General features: G+C 64.4%; 23 protein-coding genes. 12 read left to right on the top strand and 11 right to left on the bottom strand.

Annotation, left to right across the window (positions count from 1 at the left end; translation table 11 throughout):
* The first annotated feature begins 13 nt into the window (after positions 1-13).
* Positions 14-472 carry a GNAT family N-acetyltransferase gene (locus FJ417_RS17880; protein WP_140784395.1) on the top strand — a complete coding sequence of 153 codons (459 nt, stop codon included), beginning with the start codon at positions 14-16 and terminating at the stop codon, positions 470-472.
* Positions 473-541: 69 nt separating this feature from the next.
* Here FJ417_RS17880 and FJ417_RS17875 read toward each other — a convergent pair whose 3' ends face one another.
* Together FJ417_RS17875 and FJ417_RS17870 are read right to left on the bottom strand one after the other, a co-directional pair.
* A complete protein-coding gene (locus FJ417_RS17875) occupies positions 542-949 on the bottom strand; it encodes a hypothetical protein (RefSeq protein WP_140784394.1) in 408 nt (135 codons plus the stop codon).
* Positions 950-971: 22 nt separating this feature from the next.
* A complete protein-coding gene (locus FJ417_RS17870; RefSeq protein WP_140784393.1) occupies positions 972-1181 on the bottom strand; it encodes a SlyX family protein in 210 nt (69 codons plus the stop codon).
* Between the two features lie 258 nt (positions 1182-1439).
* Between FJ417_RS17870 and FJ417_RS17865 the strand changes: the two genes are divergently transcribed.
* The 6 genes from FJ417_RS17865 (at position 1440) to deoA (ending at position 7668) form a co-directional block, all read left to right on the top strand.
* Positions 1440-2972, top strand: coding sequence for an ABC transporter ATP-binding protein (locus tag FJ417_RS17865; RefSeq protein ID WP_140784392.1), 1533 nt, complete (start codon positions 1440-1442; stop codon positions 2970-2972).
* The gene (locus tag FJ417_RS17860) at positions 2969-4108 is read left to right on the top strand and encodes an ABC transporter permease (RefSeq protein WP_140706806.1); all 1140 of its coding nucleotides are present in this window, start codon (positions 2969-2971) and stop codon (positions 4106-4108) included. Before FJ417_RS17865 ends, FJ417_RS17860 begins: the two co-directional genes overlap by 4 nt.
* A gap of 1 nt (position 4109) precedes the next feature.
* Positions 4110-5081, top strand: coding sequence for an ABC transporter permease (locus FJ417_RS17855; RefSeq protein WP_140642435.1), 972 nt, complete (start codon positions 4110-4112; stop codon positions 5079-5081).
* A 61-nt stretch (positions 5082-5142) separates the two neighbouring features.
* On the top strand, positions 5143-5535 hold the full coding sequence (gene cdd, locus FJ417_RS17850; RefSeq protein ID WP_095766692.1) for a cytidine deaminase: 393 nt from the start codon (positions 5143-5145) through the stop codon (positions 5533-5535).
* 13 nt (positions 5536-5548) lie between these two features.
* Positions 5549-6352, top strand: a complete 804-nt coding sequence (locus FJ417_RS17845; protein ID WP_140784391.1) for a purine-nucleoside phosphorylase — start codon at positions 5549-5551, stop codon at positions 6350-6352.
* Complete coding sequence (gene deoA / locus FJ417_RS17840; protein WP_140784390.1) at positions 6352-7668, top strand: thymidine phosphorylase; 1317 nt, start codon at positions 6352-6354, stop codon at positions 7666-7668. Before FJ417_RS17845 ends, deoA begins: the two co-directional genes overlap by 1 nt.
* 6 nt (positions 7669-7674) lie before the next feature.
* On the opposite strand, the gene FJ417_RS17835 is transcribed toward deoA, so the two are convergent.
* The 3 genes from FJ417_RS17835 to FJ417_RS17825 form a co-directional block, all read right to left on the bottom strand.
* Positions 7675-8241, bottom strand: coding sequence for a TIGR02281 family clan AA aspartic protease (locus tag FJ417_RS17835; RefSeq protein WP_140651399.1), 567 nt, complete (start codon positions 8239-8241; stop codon positions 7675-7677).
* A 106-nt stretch (positions 8242-8347) separates the two neighbouring features.
* Positions 8348-8977, bottom strand: a complete 630-nt coding sequence (upp, locus tag FJ417_RS17830; protein WP_027165262.1) for a uracil phosphoribosyltransferase — start codon at positions 8975-8977, stop codon at positions 8348-8350.
* Between the two features lie 157 nt (positions 8978-9134).
* The gene (locus tag FJ417_RS17825) at positions 9135-10109 is read right to left on the bottom strand and encodes an adenosine deaminase (RefSeq protein ID WP_140784389.1); all 975 of its coding nucleotides are present in this window, start codon (positions 10107-10109) and stop codon (positions 9135-9137) included.
* A 168-nt stretch (positions 10110-10277) separates the two neighbouring features.
* Between FJ417_RS17825 and ubiE the strand changes: the two genes are divergently transcribed.
* The 5 genes from ubiE to coaBC all read left to right on the top strand — a co-directional run bounded on the left by ubiE (position 10278) and on the right by coaBC (position 14671).
* Positions 10278-11054 carry a bifunctional demethylmenaquinone methyltransferase/2-methoxy-6-polyprenyl-1,4-benzoquinol methylase UbiE gene (gene ubiE / locus FJ417_RS17820; protein ID WP_140784388.1) on the top strand — a complete coding sequence of 259 codons (777 nt, stop codon included), beginning with the start codon at positions 10278-10280 and terminating at the stop codon, positions 11052-11054.
* A gap of 43 nt (positions 11055-11097) precedes the next feature.
* Positions 11098-12672, top strand: coding sequence for a 2-polyprenylphenol 6-hydroxylase (gene ubiB / locus FJ417_RS17815; protein WP_140784387.1), 1575 nt, complete (start codon positions 11098-11100; stop codon positions 12670-12672).
* A gap of 84 nt (positions 12673-12756) precedes the next feature.
* Positions 12757-13014: a plasmid stabilization protein gene (locus tag FJ417_RS17810; RefSeq protein WP_140642420.1), complete on the top strand. Its 258-nt coding sequence runs from the start codon at positions 12757-12759 to the stop codon at positions 13012-13014.
* A gap of 2 nt (positions 13015-13016) precedes the next feature.
* A complete protein-coding gene (locus FJ417_RS17805) occupies positions 13017-13439 on the top strand; it encodes a type II toxin-antitoxin system VapC family toxin (protein WP_140784386.1) in 423 nt (140 codons plus the stop codon).
* Complete coding sequence (gene coaBC / locus FJ417_RS17800; protein WP_140784385.1) at positions 13436-14671, top strand: bifunctional phosphopantothenoylcysteine decarboxylase/phosphopantothenate--cysteine ligase CoaBC; 1236 nt, start codon at positions 13436-13438, stop codon at positions 14669-14671. Before FJ417_RS17805 ends, coaBC begins: the two co-directional genes overlap by 4 nt.
* Positions 14672-14709: 38 nt before the next feature.
* Here coaBC and FJ417_RS17795 read toward each other — a convergent pair whose 3' ends face one another.
* The 6 genes from FJ417_RS17795 to FJ417_RS17770 all read right to left on the bottom strand — a co-directional run bounded on the left by FJ417_RS17795 (position 14710) and on the right by FJ417_RS17770 (position 19765).
* A complete protein-coding gene (locus FJ417_RS17795; protein WP_181183248.1) occupies positions 14710-16161 on the bottom strand; it encodes an MFS transporter in 1452 nt (483 codons plus the stop codon).
* Positions 16162-16389: 228 nt separating this feature from the next.
* A complete protein-coding gene (locus FJ417_RS17790; RefSeq protein WP_140651411.1) occupies positions 16390-16866 on the bottom strand; it encodes a DUF992 domain-containing protein in 477 nt (158 codons plus the stop codon).
* A 213-nt stretch (positions 16867-17079) separates the two neighbouring features.
* Positions 17080-17931, bottom strand: a complete 852-nt coding sequence (locus tag FJ417_RS17785) for a tetratricopeptide repeat protein (protein ID WP_140651413.1) — start codon at positions 17929-17931, stop codon at positions 17080-17082.
* Positions 17932-18063: 132 nt separating this feature from the next.
* The gene (rpsU, locus tag FJ417_RS17780; protein ID WP_027165252.1) at positions 18064-18330 is read right to left on the bottom strand and encodes a 30S ribosomal protein S21; all 267 of its coding nucleotides are present in this window, start codon (positions 18328-18330) and stop codon (positions 18064-18066) included.
* A 179-nt stretch (positions 18331-18509) separates the two neighbouring features.
* Positions 18510-18896: an SET domain-containing protein-lysine N-methyltransferase gene (locus FJ417_RS17775; protein ID WP_140642404.1), complete on the bottom strand. Its 387-nt coding sequence runs from the start codon at positions 18894-18896 to the stop codon at positions 18510-18512.
* A gap of 110 nt (positions 18897-19006) precedes the next feature.
* Positions 19007-19765 (bottom strand): SDR family oxidoreductase, encoded by a 759-nt coding sequence (locus FJ417_RS17770; protein WP_140784384.1) that lies wholly within the window; start codon positions 19763-19765, stop codon positions 19007-19009.
* Positions 19766-19925 lie beyond the last annotated feature (160 nt).

Below are 19925 nucleotides of genomic sequence, written 5' to 3'. Positions count from 1 at the left end.
TGGAGACGGTACGATGCGACCGGCAATCGAAGCCATGGCCGAAGGCGACGTCGAGCCAATGGCGCGGCTTCGGCTCGAGGCTTTCTTTGAGGGTACGGATCGGACATTCGACGAGGACATGGCCGGGCTGCGCGGGCTGATCGCCGGCGACGGCTTCGAGGCGGCCTTTGTCGCCCGCGACCGCGGCCGGCCGATCGGGAGCTGCCTGCTCGTCCGCGACGAGATCAGTTCGCCGCACGATCTGACGCCATGGCTGGCCGGACTGATCGTCGAGGAAGCCTATCGAGGCGGCGGCGTCGGCACGGCGCTGGTCAGAACCGTCGAGGCTCATGCGGCATCTGCCGGTATCGGCACGCTCTACCTTTATACCTGGCAGGCGCGCGGCTTCTACGAGGCGCTTGGATGGACGGCGGTCGAGACCTTCGAGCAGGACGGCGCGCCGATGCTTCTGATGTCGAAGTCTCTGCTTTGACGCAATTCCGGACGGAAGGCTACGACGAAGGCGCCGAGCCCAACCGCCCGCACTTTCCTGGAATTGCTTTTATAGCGTGCCGGCGAGATAGCCGAGCGCAAAGGCCGCCACCAGGGCAAGCGCGATGACGAAGCCCAGCCTGCCGCGAAGCGAATGCAGACCGACGCCGTAGGGCTTGCGCTCGAGCCGGTGGATCATCGGCGGCGCCGGTTCCGTCTCCGGGACGCCGACGCCAGCCAGCCGCGTCTGCATCTGCGGCAGTTCGGCAAGGCGTTGCGTGACCAGTTCCCAGCGATCGCCGTGCGCTTCAGGTCCCGCGGGATCGAAGGCGCGCAGGCGTTCGGCCAGCCGCAGCACCGTGTCGCGAAAGGCGGGATCGATCTCGAGGTCGCGTTCGGCGCGGGCGCGTTCCCTGTCGTTCATCAAGCCAAAGACATAATCGCCGGCTCGAGCGACGCGGTCGCTTTCACTGGACATGGCCGTCTTTCCCCATGGCTCCTCACCAATGCGGCGGCTTGGTCACCGGCACTTCGGAGGCGGACTGCTCCTCCAATTCCAGGAAGCGGTCGGTCAGGGCTGCGAGCTTGCGCTCCATACGCTCGATCACCTTCCACTGTTCGGCGATCTGGCCGGACAGCTCCTCGATGGTCTTCTCCTGCTCGGCGGCGCGGATTTCCAACGTCGTCAGCCGATCGTCAGGCATGGCCATGCAAAACCGATCCTTGCGAATGTGAAGCCTCCAGCTAAGCAGATATTCGTGGGATGCCCCACGAATATCTGCTTAGCTCTCTTGGTTTTCGCAGGTTCAGATCGCAAAACCGTGGGACACTTTTGCGGAACCTGCTCAGGTTCGAAATTGACAAGGACGCGGGGATTTGTCGAGAGTGAACGGCCGATTGGCATAAGCGGGGCATCATGCTAGGCATTTTGACCAAGCGATAAAAAAATAACAGTGGGAACAGGCTGCATGGCGCAAGCCGCAATCGAGCTCATAGGCATCAACAAGAGCTTTGGCGCGGTGCGCGCCAACCGCGACATCAACCTGGAAGTCGCGCGCGGCACGATCCACGGCATTGTCGGCGAGAACGGCGCCGGCAAGTCGACGCTGATGTCGATCCTCTACGGCTTCTACCAGGCCGATAGCGGCGAGATCCGCGTCGGCGGCAAGCCGGTGTCGATCAGCACCTCCAACGACGCAATCGCGCTCGGCATCGGCATGGTGCACCAGCATTTCATGCTGGTCGACAATTTCACAGTGCTGGAGAACATCATCCTCGGCGCCGAAAACGATGCGCTGTTGAAGAGCAGCATCGCCAAGGCGCGCTCGGAGCTTGACCGGCTGGAGCGCGAATACGGCCTCGAGGTCGATCCCGACGCCGTCATCGAAGAGCTGCCGGTCGGTCTGCAGCAGCGCGTCGAAATCCTCAAGGCGCTCTATCGCGGCGCCGAGATCCTGATCCTCGACGAGCCGACGGGCGTGTTGACGCCGGCCGAGGCCGATCACCTTTTCCGCATCCTCAAGCAATTGAAGGAGCAGGGCAAAACCATCGTGCTCATCACGCACAAGCTGCGCGAGATCATGGCGATCACCGACACGGTGTCGGTGATGCGCCAAGGCACGATGGTGGCGACCCGGGTGACGAAGGAAACCACGGTCGGCGAATTGGCCGAACTGATGGTCGGCCGGCGGGTGTTGCTCAGGGTCGAGAAGGGCCAGTCGGAAGCCGGCGCGGTAAAACTCTCGGTCAAGAACCTGACGGTCAAGGATTCGCGCGGCGTCACCATGGTCGACAATGTCTCCTTCGACGTGCGCGGCGGCGAGATCGTCGGTATCGCCGGCGTTGCCGGCAACGGCCAGTCCGAGCTGCTCGAGGCGATCTCCGGCATCCGGCATGCGGTCTCCGGCGAGGTGATGCTCGACGGCAAGCCGATCGACCTCACCGGCAAGGCCGATCCCGGCGAACTACGCGACCGCGGTCTCGCCCATGTGCCGGAAGACCGTCACCATGTCGGACTGGTGCTCGCCTTCGAGGAAAACGAGAACTCGATCCTCGGCTATCACGACGACGAGCGCTATTTGAAGGGGCCGTTCCTCGACATCGATGCCATCATGGCCGATGCCAAGGACAAGATCGAAAAGTACGACATCCGTCCAGGCAATCCGCGGCTGAAGACGGCGAACTTCTCCGGCGGCAACCAGCAGAAGATCGTGCTGGCCCGGGAGATGGAGCAGGATCCCGGCGTGCTGATCGTCGGCCAGCCGACGCGCGGCGTCGATGTCGGCGCCATCGAATTCATCCACAAGCGGCTGATCGCCATGCGCGACCAGGGCAAGGCGGTGCTGGTGGTCTCGGTCGAGCTCGACGAGATCCGCTCGCTGTCCGACCGCATCCTGGTGATGTTTGCTGGCCGTGTCGTCGGCGAGCGCGGCCCGGACGCGACCGAAGGCGAGCTTGGCCTGTTGATGGCCGGCGTCGAGCACCAGGAGGCCGCCGAATGAGCACGCCTTACGCCAAATTGCCGGCCTGGGCCGATTATGGATTGATTCCGTTGATCAACCTGTCGGTCGCCTTCATCGTCGCCGGCTTCGTCGTCATGCTGGTCGGCGAAAACCCGTTCCGCGCCGCCGCCATCCTGGTCGAGGGCGCCTTCGGCAAGGGCACGGGCATCGCCTTCACTTTGTTTTACGCCACGACCTTCATCTTCACCGGCCTTTCCGTGGCGGTGGCGGCGCATTGCAGCCTGTTCAACATCGGCACCGAGGGGCAGGCCTATATAGGCGGCCTCGGCATCGCGCTTGTTTGCCTGAGCCTCGACAGCGTGCTGCCCTGGTGGGTGATCTTCCCGATCGCGATCGTGGCCGCGGCGGCGTTCGGCGCGCTGTGGGGGCTGATCCCGGCCTATCTGCAAGCCAAGCGCGGCTCGCACATCGTCATCACCACCATCATGTTCAACTTCATCGCCGCCTCGGTGATGGTCTACCTGCTGGTCGGCGCGCTGAAGCCGGCCGGCTCGCAGGCGCCGCAGACGCGCAATTTCCTCGCCGGCGCCGAACTGCCGAAGCTCAACTGGATCATCGAATTGTTCGGCGCCAAGATCCGTTCCGCGCCTCTCAACATCTGCTTCCTGCTGGCGCTGGTCATGGCTTTCCTGGTCTGGCTTTTGATCTGGCGCACGAGGCTTGGCTACGAGATGCGCACCTATGGCCACAGCCCGAAGGCGGCGCGCTACGCCGGCATTTCGGAAACCCGCATCATCATCACCGCGATGATGATCTCGGGCGCGCTGGCCGGCATGATGGCGCTCAACCCTGTGATGGGCGACCAGCACAATGTCGCAATCGATTTCGTGTCCGGCGCCGGCTATGTCGGCATCGCGGTCGCGCTGATGGGCAGGCTGCATCCGGTCGGCATCGTCTTGGCGGCGATCCTGTTCGGCATGCTCTACCAGGGCGGCGCCGAGCTTGCCTTCGAGATGCCGGCGATCAGCCGCGACATGATCGTCATCATCCAGGGTTTGGTGATTCTCTTCGCCGGCGCGCTGGAACACATGTTCAGGCCCTACATCCAGGCGCTGTTCGCCTCGGTCAGTCCGAAATCGGTCGGCATGCAGGCAGTGAACGGGAAGGGGGCCTGAGATGGACATTTTCAACGCCATCGTCCAGGTGCTGGATTCGACCATCCGCCTTTCGGTGCCGCTGCTGCTCGCCTGCCTGGCAGGCCTCTATTCGGAACGGGCCGGCATCTTCGACATTGGGCTGGAAGGCAAGATGCTGGTCGGCGCCTTTGCCGGCGCTTCGGCCGCCGCCGTCTTCCATTCGGCGCTGATCGGCCTCGGCATGGCGGTGCTGATCTCGGTTGCATTCGCCCTGGTGCACGGCTTCGCCTCGATCACGCATCGCGGCAACCAGATCGTGTCCGGCGTGGCCATCAACTTCATCGCCGCCGGATCGACCATCATCCTCGGCCAGGCCTGGTTCCAGCAGGGCGGGCGCACGCCGGCGCTGCAGCCGGGCGAACGCTTCGCAGCGATCACCTGGCCCGGCGCCGACGCGATCAAGGACGTGCCGATCATCGGCCCGATCTATGCCGAGCTGATCTCCGGGCACTCGATCCTGGTCTACTTCGCCTTCGCCATGGTGCCGTTCACCTGGTGGGTGCTGTTTCGCACCCGCTTCGGGCTGAGGATGCGCGCCGTCGGCGAAAATCCGGCCGCCGTGGACACCGCCGGCATCTCGGTCGCGTGGCTGCGCTATAGGGCGCTGATCTGCACCGGCGTGCTTACCGGCGTCGCGGGCGCCTATCTTTCCATGGTGCAGAATGGCGGTTTCGTGAAAGACATGACCGCGGGCAAGGGCTATATCGCGCTTGCCGCGCTGATCTTCGCCAAATGGAAGCCGGTCAACGCCATGTTCGCCTGCCTTCTGTTCGGCTTTCTCGACGCGGCATCGATCCGCCTGCAGGGCTCGCCGCTGCCTATTGTCGGCAAGGTTCCGGCGCAGTTCATGCAGGCGCTGCCCTATGTGCTGACCGTCATCCTGCTCGCCGGCTTCATCGGCAAGGCCATCCCGCCGCGCGCCGGCGGCGTGCCTTATGTCAAGGAACGCTGAGGCTGGATTTTCGCCCGGCGGCGACCGGCATTTGAACAAGATCGTGGGAGAGAAGAACCGGATGTCGCATGATCTGTTCGAGGCGGCGAAGACGGCGATGGCCAAGGCCTACGCGCCCTATTCGAAATTCCCGGTGGGTGCGGCGTTGCGCACCGAGGACGGGCGCGTCTTCACCGGCGCCAACATCGAGGTAGCGTCCTATCCGGAAGGCTGGTGCGCCGAGACGACGGCGCTCGGCCACTACATAATGGGCGGCGGCGGCAGGATCGTCGAGATCGCGGTGATCGCCGAACGCATGGCCAAATGCTCGCCCTGCGGCGGCTGCCGGCAACGGCTGGCGGAATTCTGCCGGCCGGACACGAAGCTCTATCTGTGCGACAACGCCGGCGTGGCCGAGACCGTGACCATGGGCGACATGCTGCCTTACGGCTTCAGGGGCGACATCTTGAAATGAAGAGCGGGTTGAAATGAAGGAAGCGCTGGATCATCTGGTCGAGAAGCTGGACGGGCTGGCGCCCGCGGCCGCGCTTGTGCTGGGCTCGGGCCTTGGCGGTCTGGTCGACCAGGTCAAGCATGCCAGGCGCATCTCCTATGCCGAACTGCCGGGCTTCCCACGCAGCGGTGTTTCCGGCCATGCCGGCGAGGTGGTTGCCGGGCATTTCGCCGGCACGCCGGTTCTGATGCTGTCCGGCCGCGCGCATTATTACGAGCATGGCAATGCCGCGGCGATGCGGCCGGCGCTGGAGGTGCTTGCCGGCATCGGCATCTCGCATCTGATCCTCACCAATGCCGCCGGCTCCGTCGATCCTGAAATGGGGCCGGGCTCGGTGATGCTGATCACCGACCACATCAATTTCTCCGGCTCCAACCCGTTGATCGGCGAGCCGAGCGACCGCCGCTTCGTCGGTCTCACCGAGGCCTACGATGCCGGCTTGCGCGGCGCGATCGAGAAGGCGGCGAAGGCGACCGGCACGGCATTGCACCAGGGCGTCTATATGTGGTTTTCCGGACCCTGCTTCGAGACGCCGGCCGAGATCCGCATGGCGCGCGTCATGGGCGCGACGGCGGTCGGCATGTCGACCGTGCCGGAGGTCATCCTCGCCCGCTTCCTCGGCCTCAAGGTCGCCGCTTGCTCGGTGATCACCAACCTGGCGGCCGGCATGACCGGAGCGGAACTCTCGCACCAGGAAACCAAGGACATGGCGCCGGTCGGTGGCGCGCGGCTGGCGACGATCCTGCGGCGCGTCTTCCAGGACGGCTTGCCCGACTGATGCTGCCGCAGGAGATCATCCGCCGCAAGCGCGACGGCCACAGACTCTCGGCCGACGAGATCGCGGCCTTCGTCGCAGGGCTGACGGCCGGCACCATCGCCGAGGGCCAGGTCGGCGCTTTCGCCATGGCCGTGTTCCTCAACGGCATGAGCCGCGAGGAGGCGGTGGCGCTGACGCTCGCCATGCGCGATTCCGGCGACGTGCTCGACTGGTCCGACCTGCCGGGGCCGGTCACCGACAAGCATTCGACCGGCGGCGTCGGCGACAATGTCTCGCTGATGCTGGCGCCGATCGTCGCCGCCTGCGGCGCCTATGTGCCGATGATCTCGGGGCGCGGCCTCGGCCACACCGGCGGCACGCTGGACAAGATGGATGCCATCCCTGGCTATGCCAGCCAGCCGGACGTGGCGCTTTTCCGCAAGACGGTGCTCGAGACTGGTTGCGCCATCATCGGTCAGACCGCCGATTTGGCACCCGCCGACCGCAGGCTCTACACGATCCGCGACGTGACGGGAACCGTCGAATCGGTCCCGCTGATCACCGCCTCGATCCTGTCGAAGAAGCTTGCCGCGGGCTTGGGCTCGCTGGTGCTCGACGTCAAGGTCGGCAACGGCGCCTTCATGGAAAAGTCGCGCGACGCGGTCGCGCTGGCGAACAGCCTGGTCGAGGTCGCCAATGGCGCCGGCCTGAATGCATCCGCGCTGGTGACGGGCATGAACGAGCCGCTGGCTTCGGCGGCCGGCAACGCGGTCGAGGTGCGAAATGCCGTCGATTTCCTCACCGGCCGATATCGCGACCGCCGGCTGGAGGATGTTACGCTGGCGCTGGCGGCCGAGATGCTGCAGTCGGCGGGGCTCGTCTCGTCTCACCAGGACGGTATCAGGCGCGCCACCGAGGCGCTTGCCGGAGGCCGTGCGGCAGCCGTCTTCGCGCGAATGGTGGCGGTGCTTGGCGGTCCCGGCGATTTCATCGAGAAACCGGAAAAGTATCTGCCGACAGCGCCGGTCGAATTGGCCGTGAAAGCGGAACAGGACGGGTTCGTGACCGGCATCGCCACGCGCGATATCGGGCTTGCCGTCGTCACGCTCGGTGGCGGGCGTTCGCATCCCGACGACAAGATCGATCATGCCGTCGGTCTGACCAGGCTGTTGCCGGTCGGCGCCGAGGCGCGCCCGGGCGAGGCCCTGGCGCTGGTGCATGCTCGCACCGACGCCCAGGCCGGGGCAGCAGCGGCCGCCGTGCGTGCCGCCTATACGATCGGGGGTTCCAAGCCGCCCGCCGAAAAGACCGTTCTCAGGCGGATATTGCCTCGCTGATCGGCCTTACTGAACGAGCAGCAGCGAGCCGTCCTGCACCTGGTATTTCTGCAGGCGCTGCAGGAAGCTCATGCCGATCAGGTTGGTCTGCAGCGCCCTGTCGTCGAGCACCATCGCCTGGACGTTGTCGACCGATATCTTGCCGATCTGCAGGCGCTCGACCGTCACCACGGCGGCCTTGATCGCCCCGTTGGCAGTGTTCACCTGGCGATTGAAGTCGGACGGGTTGAGCGAGATGCCGATCCTGCGGGCGGTCGAGGTGTTGATGGCGACCAGCGTCGCGCCGGTGTCGATCATGCCGTCGATCTGGCGGCCGTTGAGCTTGAACTGCGACGTGAAGTGACCGCGCCCGTCGGCATTGACCAGCACCTGGCGGCCGAGCGGCATTGGCGTCGCCGGCTTGTCCGGGACCGAAGCGAGATTGACCTGCGGCTCTGCCTTCGGCGCAGCCGGCTGCGAGGCGACGGTCGATTTCAGCAAGCCGTCCACCAGATGCGGATTCGCCTGATAGACGATCGGAATCGAGGCTGAGGTTCCGGCAAAGATGCCAAGGATGAGAAGCTTGCGCAGCATGGATGCCCCTTAAATCGAGGTCGCATCCTTGCGCCGACATGGTGTTTTCCGCTTTAACGTGCGCCGGAACCGCGCGGTTGTGTAAACGCGTGGTAAACGGATGCGCTCATTTTGTGCCGTACATGCGGTCGCCGGCGTCGCCGAGGCCGGGCATGATGTAGCCCTTGTCGTTCAACTGCCGGTCTATCGAGGCGGTGAAGATCGGCACGTCCGGATGCGCCTTGGTGAAGCGCTCGATGCCTTCGGGGGCGGCAAGCAGGCAGAGGAAGCGGATGTTTGTGGCGCCGCGGCCTTTCAGCTTGTCGATCGCGGCGATCGCGGAATTGGCGGTCGCCAGCATCGGATCGACGACGATCACCAGGCGGTCGGCGAGATCGCTCGGCGCCTTGAAGAAATACTCGACCGCTTCCAGCGTCTCATGGTCGCGGTAGAGGCCGATATGCGCGACGCGTGCCGCCGGCACCAGGTCGAGCAGGCCCTCGAGCAGGCCGTTGCCGGCGCGCAGCACCGAGGCGAAGACCAGCTTCTTGCCTTCCAGCGTCGGCGCCTCCATCTCCTCGATCGGCGTCTCGATCATGGTCGTGGTCAGTTCGAGATTGCGGGTCACCTCATAGCCGAGCAGAAGTGAAATCTCGCGCAGCAGCCGCCGGAAACCTGCCGTCGAGGTCTCCTTCTTGCGCATGATGGTCAGCTTGTGCTGGACGAGGGGGTGGTCGACGACGGTGACGCCCTGCATGATGTGCTCCGACTGGTTCGGGGTAGTAGTCAGTAGTGAGTAGTGAATAGTGAGCCGATTTGCGAGTCCTCGCCTCGGGGAAAGCTCTGGCCTTCAACCGATCTATGCGCACTCGGCCAAATCCATAACTACTGACTACCGACTACTCCCTACTCACTCACCGCACCTTCACGTCCAACCGGCCTAACAGCATCACCTTGGTCTTCTTGTCCACGAAGGCCGCCTCGATGGCCGTCCTGGTGATCTCTGTGAGCGCCTTGTCGTTCATGGCGAAATGCTCGGCCGCGATATCGTATTCGCGCTTCAGCGAGGTCCAGAAATAGGGCGGGTCGTCGGAGTTGAGCGTCACCTTGCAGCCGGCGGCGCGCAGCGCCGGAAAGGGATGGTCGGCGAAGCTGTCGAACACCTTCAGCGCGATGTTGGAGCCCGGGCAGCATTCCAGCACCACGCCCTCGGCGGCGATGCGGCGGACGAGATCCGGGTTTTCGATGGCGCGAACGCCATGGCCGATGCGTGACGGGCGGATATGGTCGAGGGCCGCCTTGACACTTTCCCAGCCCATCAACTCGCCGGCATGGATGGTGATGCCGAGGCCCGCTTCGCGCGCGATCTCGAAGGCGCGCACATAGTCCTCGAAGTCGCCGATGCGCTCGTCGCCGGCGACGCCGAAGCCGGTCACCAGCGGATGGCCGCAGCGCGCCGCGAAGCGCGCCGCCTGCTCGATCGCCTCGACCCCGAAATGGCGCACGCCGGTGACGATCATGCGGCCCTCGATGCCGGTCTTGGCCTTGGCGCGGGTCATGCCTTCGCCCAGCGCGTCCGTATAGGCTTTCGGCGACAGCCCGGCCTTTTTGGCATGGTCCGGCGAGGTGAAAACCTCGGAATAGATGGCGCCGTCGCGGGCGAGGCTGGTCAGGTAATAGTCGGCGAGGCGCGCATAATCCTCTTCGGTGCGAAACAGGTCGGAAGCGAAATCGTAGGCGGCCAGAAACGAGGTGAAATCGTGCCAGACGAAGGAGCCTTCCTGGATATAGGGGGAAGGGTCCTTGCCATATTTGCGGGCCTGGCTGACGACGAGCTCGGGCGCCGCCGCCCCTTCGATGTGGCAATGCAGTTCGGCCTTCAAAATCATGCGGTCATCTCGTCCGATATGCTGCTCTCGCGCAGATTCTGGCCGGAAAATCATGCGTGACCTTTCCCTGCCGGGTTTTGAAGGCGCGGCCGAAAACCGCGCCTTGGACAATAGCGTCGGCACCATCGATCGGCTATGGTCCCGCCGGTTTTATGACGGATCAAAATAATGTCAGTTGAGAGAACCACGGCCACGGGCGGCATGGAAACCTCCTATGGTTTCAGGAGGGTCGGGGAAGGCGAGAAGCAGCCCCTCGTCAACGACGTCTTCCACAAGGTGGCCAATCGATACGATCTGATGAACGATCTGATGTCGGCTGGGTTGCATCGGTTGTGGAAGGACGCGATGGTCGCCTGGCTGAACCCTCCCAAAAAGGTGGGTTGGAGGGTGCTCGACGTCGCCGGGGGCACCGGCGATATCGCCTTCCGCATCGTCGAGGCCAGTCAGCGACAGGCCCATGCCACGGTGCTCGACATCAATGGCTCGATGCTGGCCGTCGGCCGCGACCGCGCCGAGAAGCAGGGCCTTGCGGCAAACACCGACTTTGTCGAGGCCAATGCCGAGGAATTGCCTTTCGAGGATGAGTCCTTCGACGCCTATACGATCGCGTTCGGCATTCGCAACGTGCCGCGCATCGAAGTCGCCCTCGGTGAAGCCTATCGCGTGCTGAAGCGGGGCGGGCGGTTGCTCTGCCTCGAATTCTCCGAGGTCGACATGCCGCTGCTCGACAAGGCCTATGAGGCCTGGTCGTTCAATGCGATCCCCAAGATCGGCAAGGCGGTCACCGGCGATGACGAGCCCTATTCCTACCTTGTCGAATCCATCCGCAAATTCCCCAACCAGCAGAATTTCGCGGCGATGATTAGCCGCGCCGGCTTCGACCGCGTCACGTTCCGCAACTATTCGGGCGGCATCGCCGCCCTTCATTCCGGCTGGAAGCTTTGAGGCGCGGCCCCTTGCAGCAGGCCCCTTTGACACAGGCAGGGCTATGAGCAGCGTCGCCGCCGCCTTTCGGCTCGCCAGGGCCGGCTGGGTGCTGGTCCGCGAGGGCGTCGTCGCGGCGTTGCCTGGCGAAGAACTGTCCGGCATGCCGAAATTCGGCTGGCGCGTGGCGCGGCTTTTTACCCGCCGCCGGGCGCTGAGTTATCAGCGCGGCGACCGGCTGGCGCGAGCGGTGGTGCGGCTTGGACCCTCCTACGTCAAGCTCGGCCAGTTCCTGGCGACGCGGCCCGATGTCGTCGGCAACGACATGGCGCTCGACCTGGCGCTTTTGCAGGACAAGATGCACACCTTCCCGAAAGCGGAAGCGGTCCATGCGATCGAAGCCTCGCTCGGGCGCAGGATCGACGATCTCTATGCCAGCTTCGGGGATCCCGTTGCCGCCGCCTCGATCGCGCAGGTGCATGGCGCCGACGTGGCTCGTGGCGGAACGACGTCGCGCGTGGCGGTGAAGGTGATCCGGCCCGGGGTGCGGCGCCGCTTCTTCCAGGATCTCGAAAGCTATTTCCTCGCGGCCCACCTGCAGGAGAGATACATCCCCTCGTCGCGCCGGCTGCGTCCGGTCGAGGTGACCCAGACGCTGGCGCAGACCACCAAGGTCGAGATGGACTTGAGGCTCGAGGCGGCCGCACTTTCGGAACTCGGCGAGAACACCAAGGACGATCCGGGCTTTCGTGTGCCTGCGGTTGACTGGGAGCGCACCGGCCGCGATGTGCTCACCATGGAGTGGATCGACGGCACCAAGATGAACGACATCGCCGGCCTTGCCAATGCCGGTCACAACCTCAAGGCGATCGCCGCCAATCTGGTCCAGTCGTTCCTCAGGCACACGTTGCGCGACGGCTTCTTCCATGCCGACATGCATCCGGGCAACCTGTTCGTCGAAGCCAATGGCACCATCGTCGCCGTCGATCTCGGCATTGCAGGCCGGCTCGGCAAGAAGGAGCGACGCTTCCTCGCCGAAATCCTCTACGGCTTCATCGTGCGCGACTATCAGCGCGTCGCGGAGGTGCATTTCGAGGCGGGCTATGTGCCGCGTCAGCACAATGTCTCGGCCTTCGCGCAGGCGATCCGCGCCATCGGTGAGCCGATCCACGGCCAGTCGGCCGAGACCATTTCGATGGCGAAGTTGCTGACGCTGCTGTTCGAAGTCACCGAGCTGTTCGATATGGCGACGCGGACCGAGTTGGTGCTTTTGCAAAAGACCATGGTGGTGGTCGAAGGCGTCGCCCGCACGCTCGATCCGGCTTTCAACATGTGGAAGACTTCCGAGCCTGTGGTCAGCGACTGGATCGCGGGCAATCTCGGCCCGCGCGGCATGCTCACCGACGCGCGCGACGGCGCCAAGGCGCTATTGACGCTGGCACGGCAGGCGCCGGACCTTGCCGCCCGTACCGACCGGCTGTCGCGCGAGATCGACCTGATGGCCGAGAACGGCCTGCGCTTCGACGAAGCGACGGCCCGCGCCATCGGCAAGGCCGAAGCGCGCCACACCCGCTCCGGCCGCGTGGCGCTATGGGTGATCGCCCTGACGCTGATCTACATCGCCTGGAAATTGCTGTGATCGTATCAATGACAGCAATGCAAGCATTGCTGTCATTGAAAGCAGCTCTTTTATGTCCTAGCTTGCAGGGTAAGGAGCAGAGATATGGGCACACTTACGATCCGCAATCTCGATGACAGCGTGAAGCAAAAACTTCGTGAGCGAGCTGCAGTAAGAGGAGTCTCGATGGAGGAGGAAGCGCGTAGTGTTCTCGCCAAGAGCGTTTTGTCGGACGGGTCGGGTTATGATGTGCACGGCGAGTCACTTTACGCAGCGATTCGTCGGCTAGTTGAGCCTCATGGCGGCTTCGATATTGAGCTGCCGGAGCGTGGCCCCGCGCGCGAGCCGCCAAAATTCGATTGACCATGTTCGTGCTGGATACGAACGTTATTTCGGAAACTTTCAAGCCGCAGCCAGATGCGGGAGTAGCCGCTTGGATGGAAAGTTCGTTTGGGAGGCGCTCTTACGTCACGGCGATGACCAAAGCGGAACTGCTCGTAGTCCTGGCAAATATGCCGGATGGGAAGCGTAAGGCTGCTCTGGGCAGCGTGATCGGGGCGTTTTTCACGATGATGCTCAAGACCCCTGTGCTTGCGTTCGGAGATCGTGAGGCTGAGGCGTACGCAGAGATTGTTTCGAAGAGACGGGTTCTGGGGCATCCTATTCGTGAATTTGACGCGCAGATCGCCTCGGTTGCTCTCTGTCGGAGTTTTGCTGTGGTGACAAGGAATGTGGCCGACTTTGTTGATTGTGGCATTAACATAGTCAATCCTTGGGAGGGAGCATGACTCTTTCCGGCAAGCGCATCCTGCTCATCATCGGCGGCGGCATCGCCGCCTACAAGGCGCTCGACCTCATCCGGCGGCTGCGCGAGCGTGGCGCGTCGGTGCGGGTGGTGATGACGTCGGCCGCGCAGGAATTCGTCACCACGCTTTCGGTCGGCGCGCTTTCGGCCGATCATGTCTTCACCGAGCTGTTCGACCGCAAGGACGAGCACGATGTCGGCCATATAAGGCTGTCGCGCGAAGCCGACTTGCTGGTGGTGGCGCCGGCCACCGCCGATTTGATGGCGAAGCTCGCCAATGGCCATGCCAACGACCTTGCCTCGACGGTGCTTCTTGCCACCGACAAGAAGGTGCTGATGGCGCCGGCGATGAACCCGAAAATGTGGGCGCATGCTGCCACGCGCCGCAACCGGGCGACTTTGCTGAAGGACGGCATCGCCTTTGTCGGTCCCGCCAAGGGCGAGATGGCGGAAAGCCACGAAGCGGGTGAGGGCCGCATGGCCGAACCGCTGGAGATCGTCGCCGCGATCGAAGCCATGCTCGACGAGAAGCCGAAGCCGCTTGCCGGCCGCAGGATCATCGTCACCTCCGGGCCGACGCATGAGCCGATCGACCCGGTGCGCTACATCGCCAACCGCTCCTCGGGCAAGCAGGGCCACGCGATAGCGGCCGCGCTGGCGAAGCTCGGCGCCGATGTGCGGCTGGTTTCCGGTCCGGTCACCATCGCCGATCCGGCCGGCGTCGTGACCACGCATGTCGAAACAGCTGCCCAGATGAAGGACGCGGTCGAGCGCCTGCTGCCGGCGGATGCCGCCGTGTTTGTCGCGGCGGTCGCCGACTGGCGCACCGCCAACGCCGCCGGCGAGAAGATCAAGAAGGTGGCTGGCGAGGGGCCGCCTTCGCTGGAGATGGTCGAGAACCCGGACATCCTGGCCGGCATCGGCCATCACGCGCAGCGGCCGGGCCTCATCGTCGGCTTCGCCGCCGAGACGCAGGACCTGATCGCCAATGCCGAGGCCAAGCTCAAGAAAAAGGGCGCGGACTTCATCGTCGCCAATGACGTCTCGCATGAAAGCGGCATCGGGCCGTCCGGCGTGATGGGCGGCGACCGCAACAAGGTGCGCATCGTCTCCAGGACCGGTGTCGAGGAATGGCCGGAAATGGGCAAGGACGAGGTGGCGGCGCGGCTCGCCGCGCTGATTGCCGAGCGGCTGCAGCAAACTGTCGTGGTCTGAGCGGCAAGCCCGCGTTTCGGTCGTTGCCGTCGCCGCAGTCAACCCGCCGCAAGTCGCGGCCGGTTCGCTGTGGAGAAGATCCTCAGCGCCGCCAGGCAGCCGAACACGCCGAGCGGCACGAAGGCCAGGTACAGCCAACTGGCGACGGAAGCGGCCGCTTCCCGGTTCAGCCCTTCGGAGAAGCCGCTGGCATTGGCGATGATGCCGGCAAGCGCGGCGCCGACGGCATAGCCGATGCGCTGCATGGTCGGCACTGCGGCCGAGGCGATGGTTTGCTCGTCCGGCGCCGCCGACGCCACGATGATGCGGGTCAGGAACGGCCAGGCGATACCGAAGCCGCCGCCCTGCAAAAGGGCGCAGAGCAGGATCAGCGGGATCGAGCCGGCAGGGATCGTATAGGCGAAGCCGGCAATTCCGCATGCAATCATCAGCGCGCCGACGAGGATGATCGAGCGTTCGCGTTCCGGCGGGGCATTGGCGACGAGGATCGACAGTATCGACCATGAGATCGACTCGGCGGCGATGATGTAGCCGCTGGTGAGCAGAGGTATGTCGTGCAGCGTGGTCAGAAGCAGCGGCCCGTATATGCCAAAGGAACAGGTCGCCACCGAAAAGGCGGCGACCATGGTCATGCCGGTGCCGAGCGGCGCGCGCCATGAAAACAGATCTGACGGGAACAGGCGCGACCGGGGTCTCAGCCCATCGACCCTGACGAACAGCGCCAGGCCGATCAGGCCAAGGCAAAGCAGCAGCGACGAGCGGAGCAGGGCTATGTCGACGCCGGCGGTCGCGATCAGCACCACGCTGACGGCAAGGCAGGCGAGCGCGCCATAGGGGAAGGGCGGCGCGGCATCGGCCGAAACCTGCGGACGCGACGCGCCGGCGGTGTTGAGAACGGTGAGGCTGGCAAGCGCAACCGCGATGCCGCCCAGCGTGAAGATGCCGACCGCCCAGCGCCAGGACAGAAGCTCGACCATGATCGCCCCGATTATCGGGCCGCTGAAGGCGGCGATGCCCCAGATCGCCGACATCACGCCGAAAAGCTGGGGCCAGATGCTGCGCGGAAAGAGCCGCTCGACGGAGACGAAGGCAAGCGACACCAGCGCGCCGCCGCCGAAGCCTTCGATCAGCCGCCCGGCGAGGAACTGGGTCATCGAGGGCGCGACGGCGCTCAACAGCGCGCCGGCCGCATAGAGGGTGGCGGCGACCGCCATGTTGCTGCGCAGGCTGACATAGCTGACGAGCCGTCCGGCCGCGGCGCCGGCGGTGATGGCGCCAAGCTCGTAGATCGCCAGCGACCAGCCGACGAGCTGCACGCCGTCGAGTTCGCCGACCATCGCCGGCATCACCGTCGCCACCATCGTCTCGTTGGTGGCGTAAAGCAGGATGCCGAGATTGATGAAGCAAAACCGCGCCAGATCGCCGCTCGCCCACAGCGCCCGCCAATCCACCCTCTTGCTGGCCACCTTGTTGCCGCTCGCTGCCGTCACGCCGATCTCCTGCTTGTTTTGCGCACCTCATCCGCGTTGCGAACGAGGGGCAAGATCCAGTTCGGCAGGGCTTGTAGAACCTCAAGCGCAGTTGAGCTCAAGAGGCTTTTTCGCGGATTTCGAGGCAAGCCACCATTTGCGCCGAAGGGATCCGGCTTTCCAAAGCACTCGGCCCGGAACAGATGTTCCGGGCCGAGTGCGGCGCAATGAATTTGAAAAGCCGAGGGCTCACTTGTAGGAGTGGACGAGATCCAGCGAGGCCACCGCGACGGCCAGGTTGAGGCCGGTCTGTGCCTGGACGCTGAGCGGCTCCAGCATGAAGGCGCCGTCAAGGCCGCCGACCAGGAGGTTGGCGCCGCCGCCGGTCACGACGCTCGCCTCGGCGTTGACGCCGTAATAGCTGCCGGCGAGGTCGCCCGCGTCGTGATGACGTGTGGCGGCAAGCACTGCCCAGACGAGCTGGCCCTGATGCGTCTTGCCGACGTCGACGCCGAGTTTGGAGATCATCCCGGTATAAATCTCGGCCGGGCCATGATGGGAGGGGCGGAAGGTGCAGGAGACGCCCTTGTTCGACGTGATGACGTAGCCGACGCCGCCGTCGATCGTGCAATCGAGCGTACCGAGCCGGAGCGTGCCGGCGCTGACCGGAGAAGCGAGGACCGTGGCGGCAAGCGCGGCAGCGGCACAGGCAAGTGTTTTGATCATTGGAAAGGTCCTTTCGCGAAAATCTTGGCCCCGGCTTAAACGATCGAGGTGCACGGAGCGTTCCGCCGAAAACTTGGCGCGAACATGGCAAAGATTAACGCGTTGGACTGGGCGGTTAACGGATCGCTATCGGCGTCTCCGCGGCGCAACACTGCGGCCGCCGGCGGACCCGTAAGTCGTGCAAGATACCTTACTTTCGGCGCCAGCTTCCGATCAGCTGGCGTTGCCACCGGTGCGCGACAGGCCGTCCTTGGCCGGCTGATAGTTCGGGTCGAGGTGGATGGCCTCGCGGTAGGACTTGGCTGCCCTTCCCTTGTCGCCGCGCTTTTCGTAGATCAGCGCCTGGTTGGCCCAGGCTTCGGCGTTCTTGCCGTCGAGCTTGATGGCCATATTGAAGTCGGAGAAGGCGTTGTCCTCGTCGCCGGTCGCCAGATAGGAGAGGCCGCGGCCGTTGTACGGCTCGGCGGCGTCGGGCGCGAGCGAGATGGCGGTCGAGAAATCCTCGATGGCGAATTTGTGCTGGCCCTGGCTTTGATAGATCAGGCCGCGATTGTGGTAGGCGCGGGCATCGGTGGTGTCGAGCTGGATCGCCTTCTGGAAGTCGTTGAAGGCATCCTGGGTGCGGCCTGCCTTGCGGTAGAGATTGCCGCGGCCGATATAGGCGGCGTCGTAGTTGGCGTTGATCTGGATCGAGCGGTTGTAGTCGGCCAAAGCGGCTTCCTGATTGCCGAGGAAGCGCTGGATCAGGGCGCGGTTCGAATAGGCCTGGTAGAAGTTCGGGTTGAGCTGGATGGCCTGGTTGAAGTCCTTGAGCGCCGCCTGGTACTGGCCGCCGCGGCCATAGGCCGAGCCACGCACATTATAGCCCTCGGGATCCTGCGGATTTCGCTGGATGACCGCCGAAAGCGAGGAGATGTTCTCGCTCGACCCTTGCGCCTTGTCGATCGAGTTGAACTCACCCGTCGGGGTCGTCTGGCATGCCGCAAGCGTCAGACCCGAAAGCAGGGCCGCCGTCAGGGCGAAGCCGCGAAAAGCGGTTTTGCGCTCCACGGAAATTGCGTTCATCTTTGTCCTCACTGCCGCAGCGCCGTCAGTCCGTTCCCTCTCCGAACCGGCTCCTATGCATAAACAAAAAGGTGGCGGCGATTCCGCATCGCGCCACCCTCGGTATCCTTCGAAAAGGACGAAAAATAGGCGTTATGAGCGCGGCGAGCGCGATGCGCCGGCAGCACCAGCCGGAGCCGGGCGCGGGGTCATCGGCAGCAGGCCTTCGCGCTGGGCGCGCTTGCGAGCCAGCTTGCGGGCGCGGCGCACGGCCTCGGCCTTCTCGCGGGCACGCTTCTCGGACGGCTTCTCGTAGTGACCGCGCATCTTCATTTCGCGGAAAATACCTTCGCGCTGCATTTTCTTCTTCAGCGCGCGAAGCGCCTGATCAACGTTGTTGTCGCGGACGAGTACCTGCACGGGCAATCCTGTCTTCGGGTTTGATATCGATAGGCATACAGCCATAGCCGCCATGCCTCCGCGGCGGGTTGCACCGCGAATTGTGGGCGGCTGATAGCAGAATCATGCCGCACTGTCCACCGCTGATTGCAGGAAACCGCGATCAAAATCCCGCGTGTCCCGGCATGGCGGCCGGAGCACTATGCGGTCGCCAGATGCAGGCGGGCGAAATCCTCGAAAAACTCGCCGTAATCGCAGGTGATTTCCTCGCCGGCGGCAATGTCGCGAATGGCGGTGGCGCCGCCATATTGCGAGAAATCCGTGTTCGGCCGCTCGGAATGGTTCATGAAGCGGCCATTGTCTACCTCGTAGACCATGAAGCCCGGCTTGTCCGGGCTCGGATAGGCGTAGCGGTCGAGCAGTTCCTTGAGATGCGCGGGAGCGGTCTCGTATTTCTCCATCGGGACCAGCCGGTCGAAATCGGGATCGAGCCGCCAGATCGAGGCGCCTCTCCTGATCGGCTCGGCGGCGAAAACGCCGACGCCTTCGATGGCGCTCTGGGCGACATAGGTTCTGATCAGCAGCATCGTTCCGGTCCGTTTTTCGACGGGAACGAAAATCGTCAAAACAGACCGGAATGCAAGGGTGCAGTCGCAAGATTTTAGCGGATGAGCATGTCTGCTGTCCGCCAAACGGATCACGTCCGGTTGATTGACACGCCGCCATCGGCAAACAGCGCGGTTCCGGTGGTGAAACTCGAAGCATCCGAGGCGAGATAAAGCGCCGAGCGGGCAATCTCTTCTGGCTGCGCCATGCGCTTCAAGGCATGGATGCCTTCGACGAAGGCGCGGGCCTCCGGCGTCGTGGTCGTGGCGCCGGGCGTGTCGGTGCCGCCGGGCAGCAGCGCGTTGGCGCGCAATCCCCTCGGCCCGTATTCGGCGGCCAGCACCTGCGTCAGGCCGATCAGGCCGGCCTTGGCGGCGGCATAAGCCGCCATGCCTGGCATGCCGGCGGTGTAGCCGACGAAGCTCGAGGTGAAGATCAGCGAGCCGCCGTCGCGCTCCAGCATCGCCGGTATCTGGTGCTTCGCGGCGAGATAGGCGCTGGTCAGGTTGGTGTCCATCGTCTCCTGCCAGATCGCCGGCGCCATGTCGGTCACCGGTCCCATCACGCCGACGGCGCCGGCATTGTTGAAGGCGATGTCGAGGCCGCCGAACCTTTCGACCGCGAGTTCGACGAGCGCCTTCGCGTAGGCCTCGTCTCTTACATCACCGGCAAGCTTAACCGCTGTGCCGCCGGCATCCTCGATCTCGCCGACGAGCGCGTCGAGTTCGGCCTGGCGGCGCGCCGCGACGACGAGGCTCGCGCCCTGGTCGGCGAACAGTCTGGCTGTGGCGCGGCCGATACCCGAGCTGGCGCCCGTCACGATGGCGACCTTGTTTGTCAGGGTGAACATGTCCTTGCATCCTTCCTTTGTGCCTGGCTTGCCGGCGGTTGGATGCTTGGTCGCAAATCGGTATGAATGCAGCCACCCGAAAGCTGCCTTGCCATCGGCGCGCGGGCATTACGCGGCACGGGCGCAAAACGGCAAGTGCCGTCGCAAACAGCGCAAGGAT

It is taken from the genome of Mesorhizobium sp. B3-1-7 (assembly GCF_006439385.1).
Taxonomy (GTDB): Bacteria; Pseudomonadota; Alphaproteobacteria; order Rhizobiales; family Rhizobiaceae; genus Mesorhizobium.
Note: the sequence above shows the minus strand (reverse complement) of the source record. Positions and strands in the feature narration are given on the sequence as shown.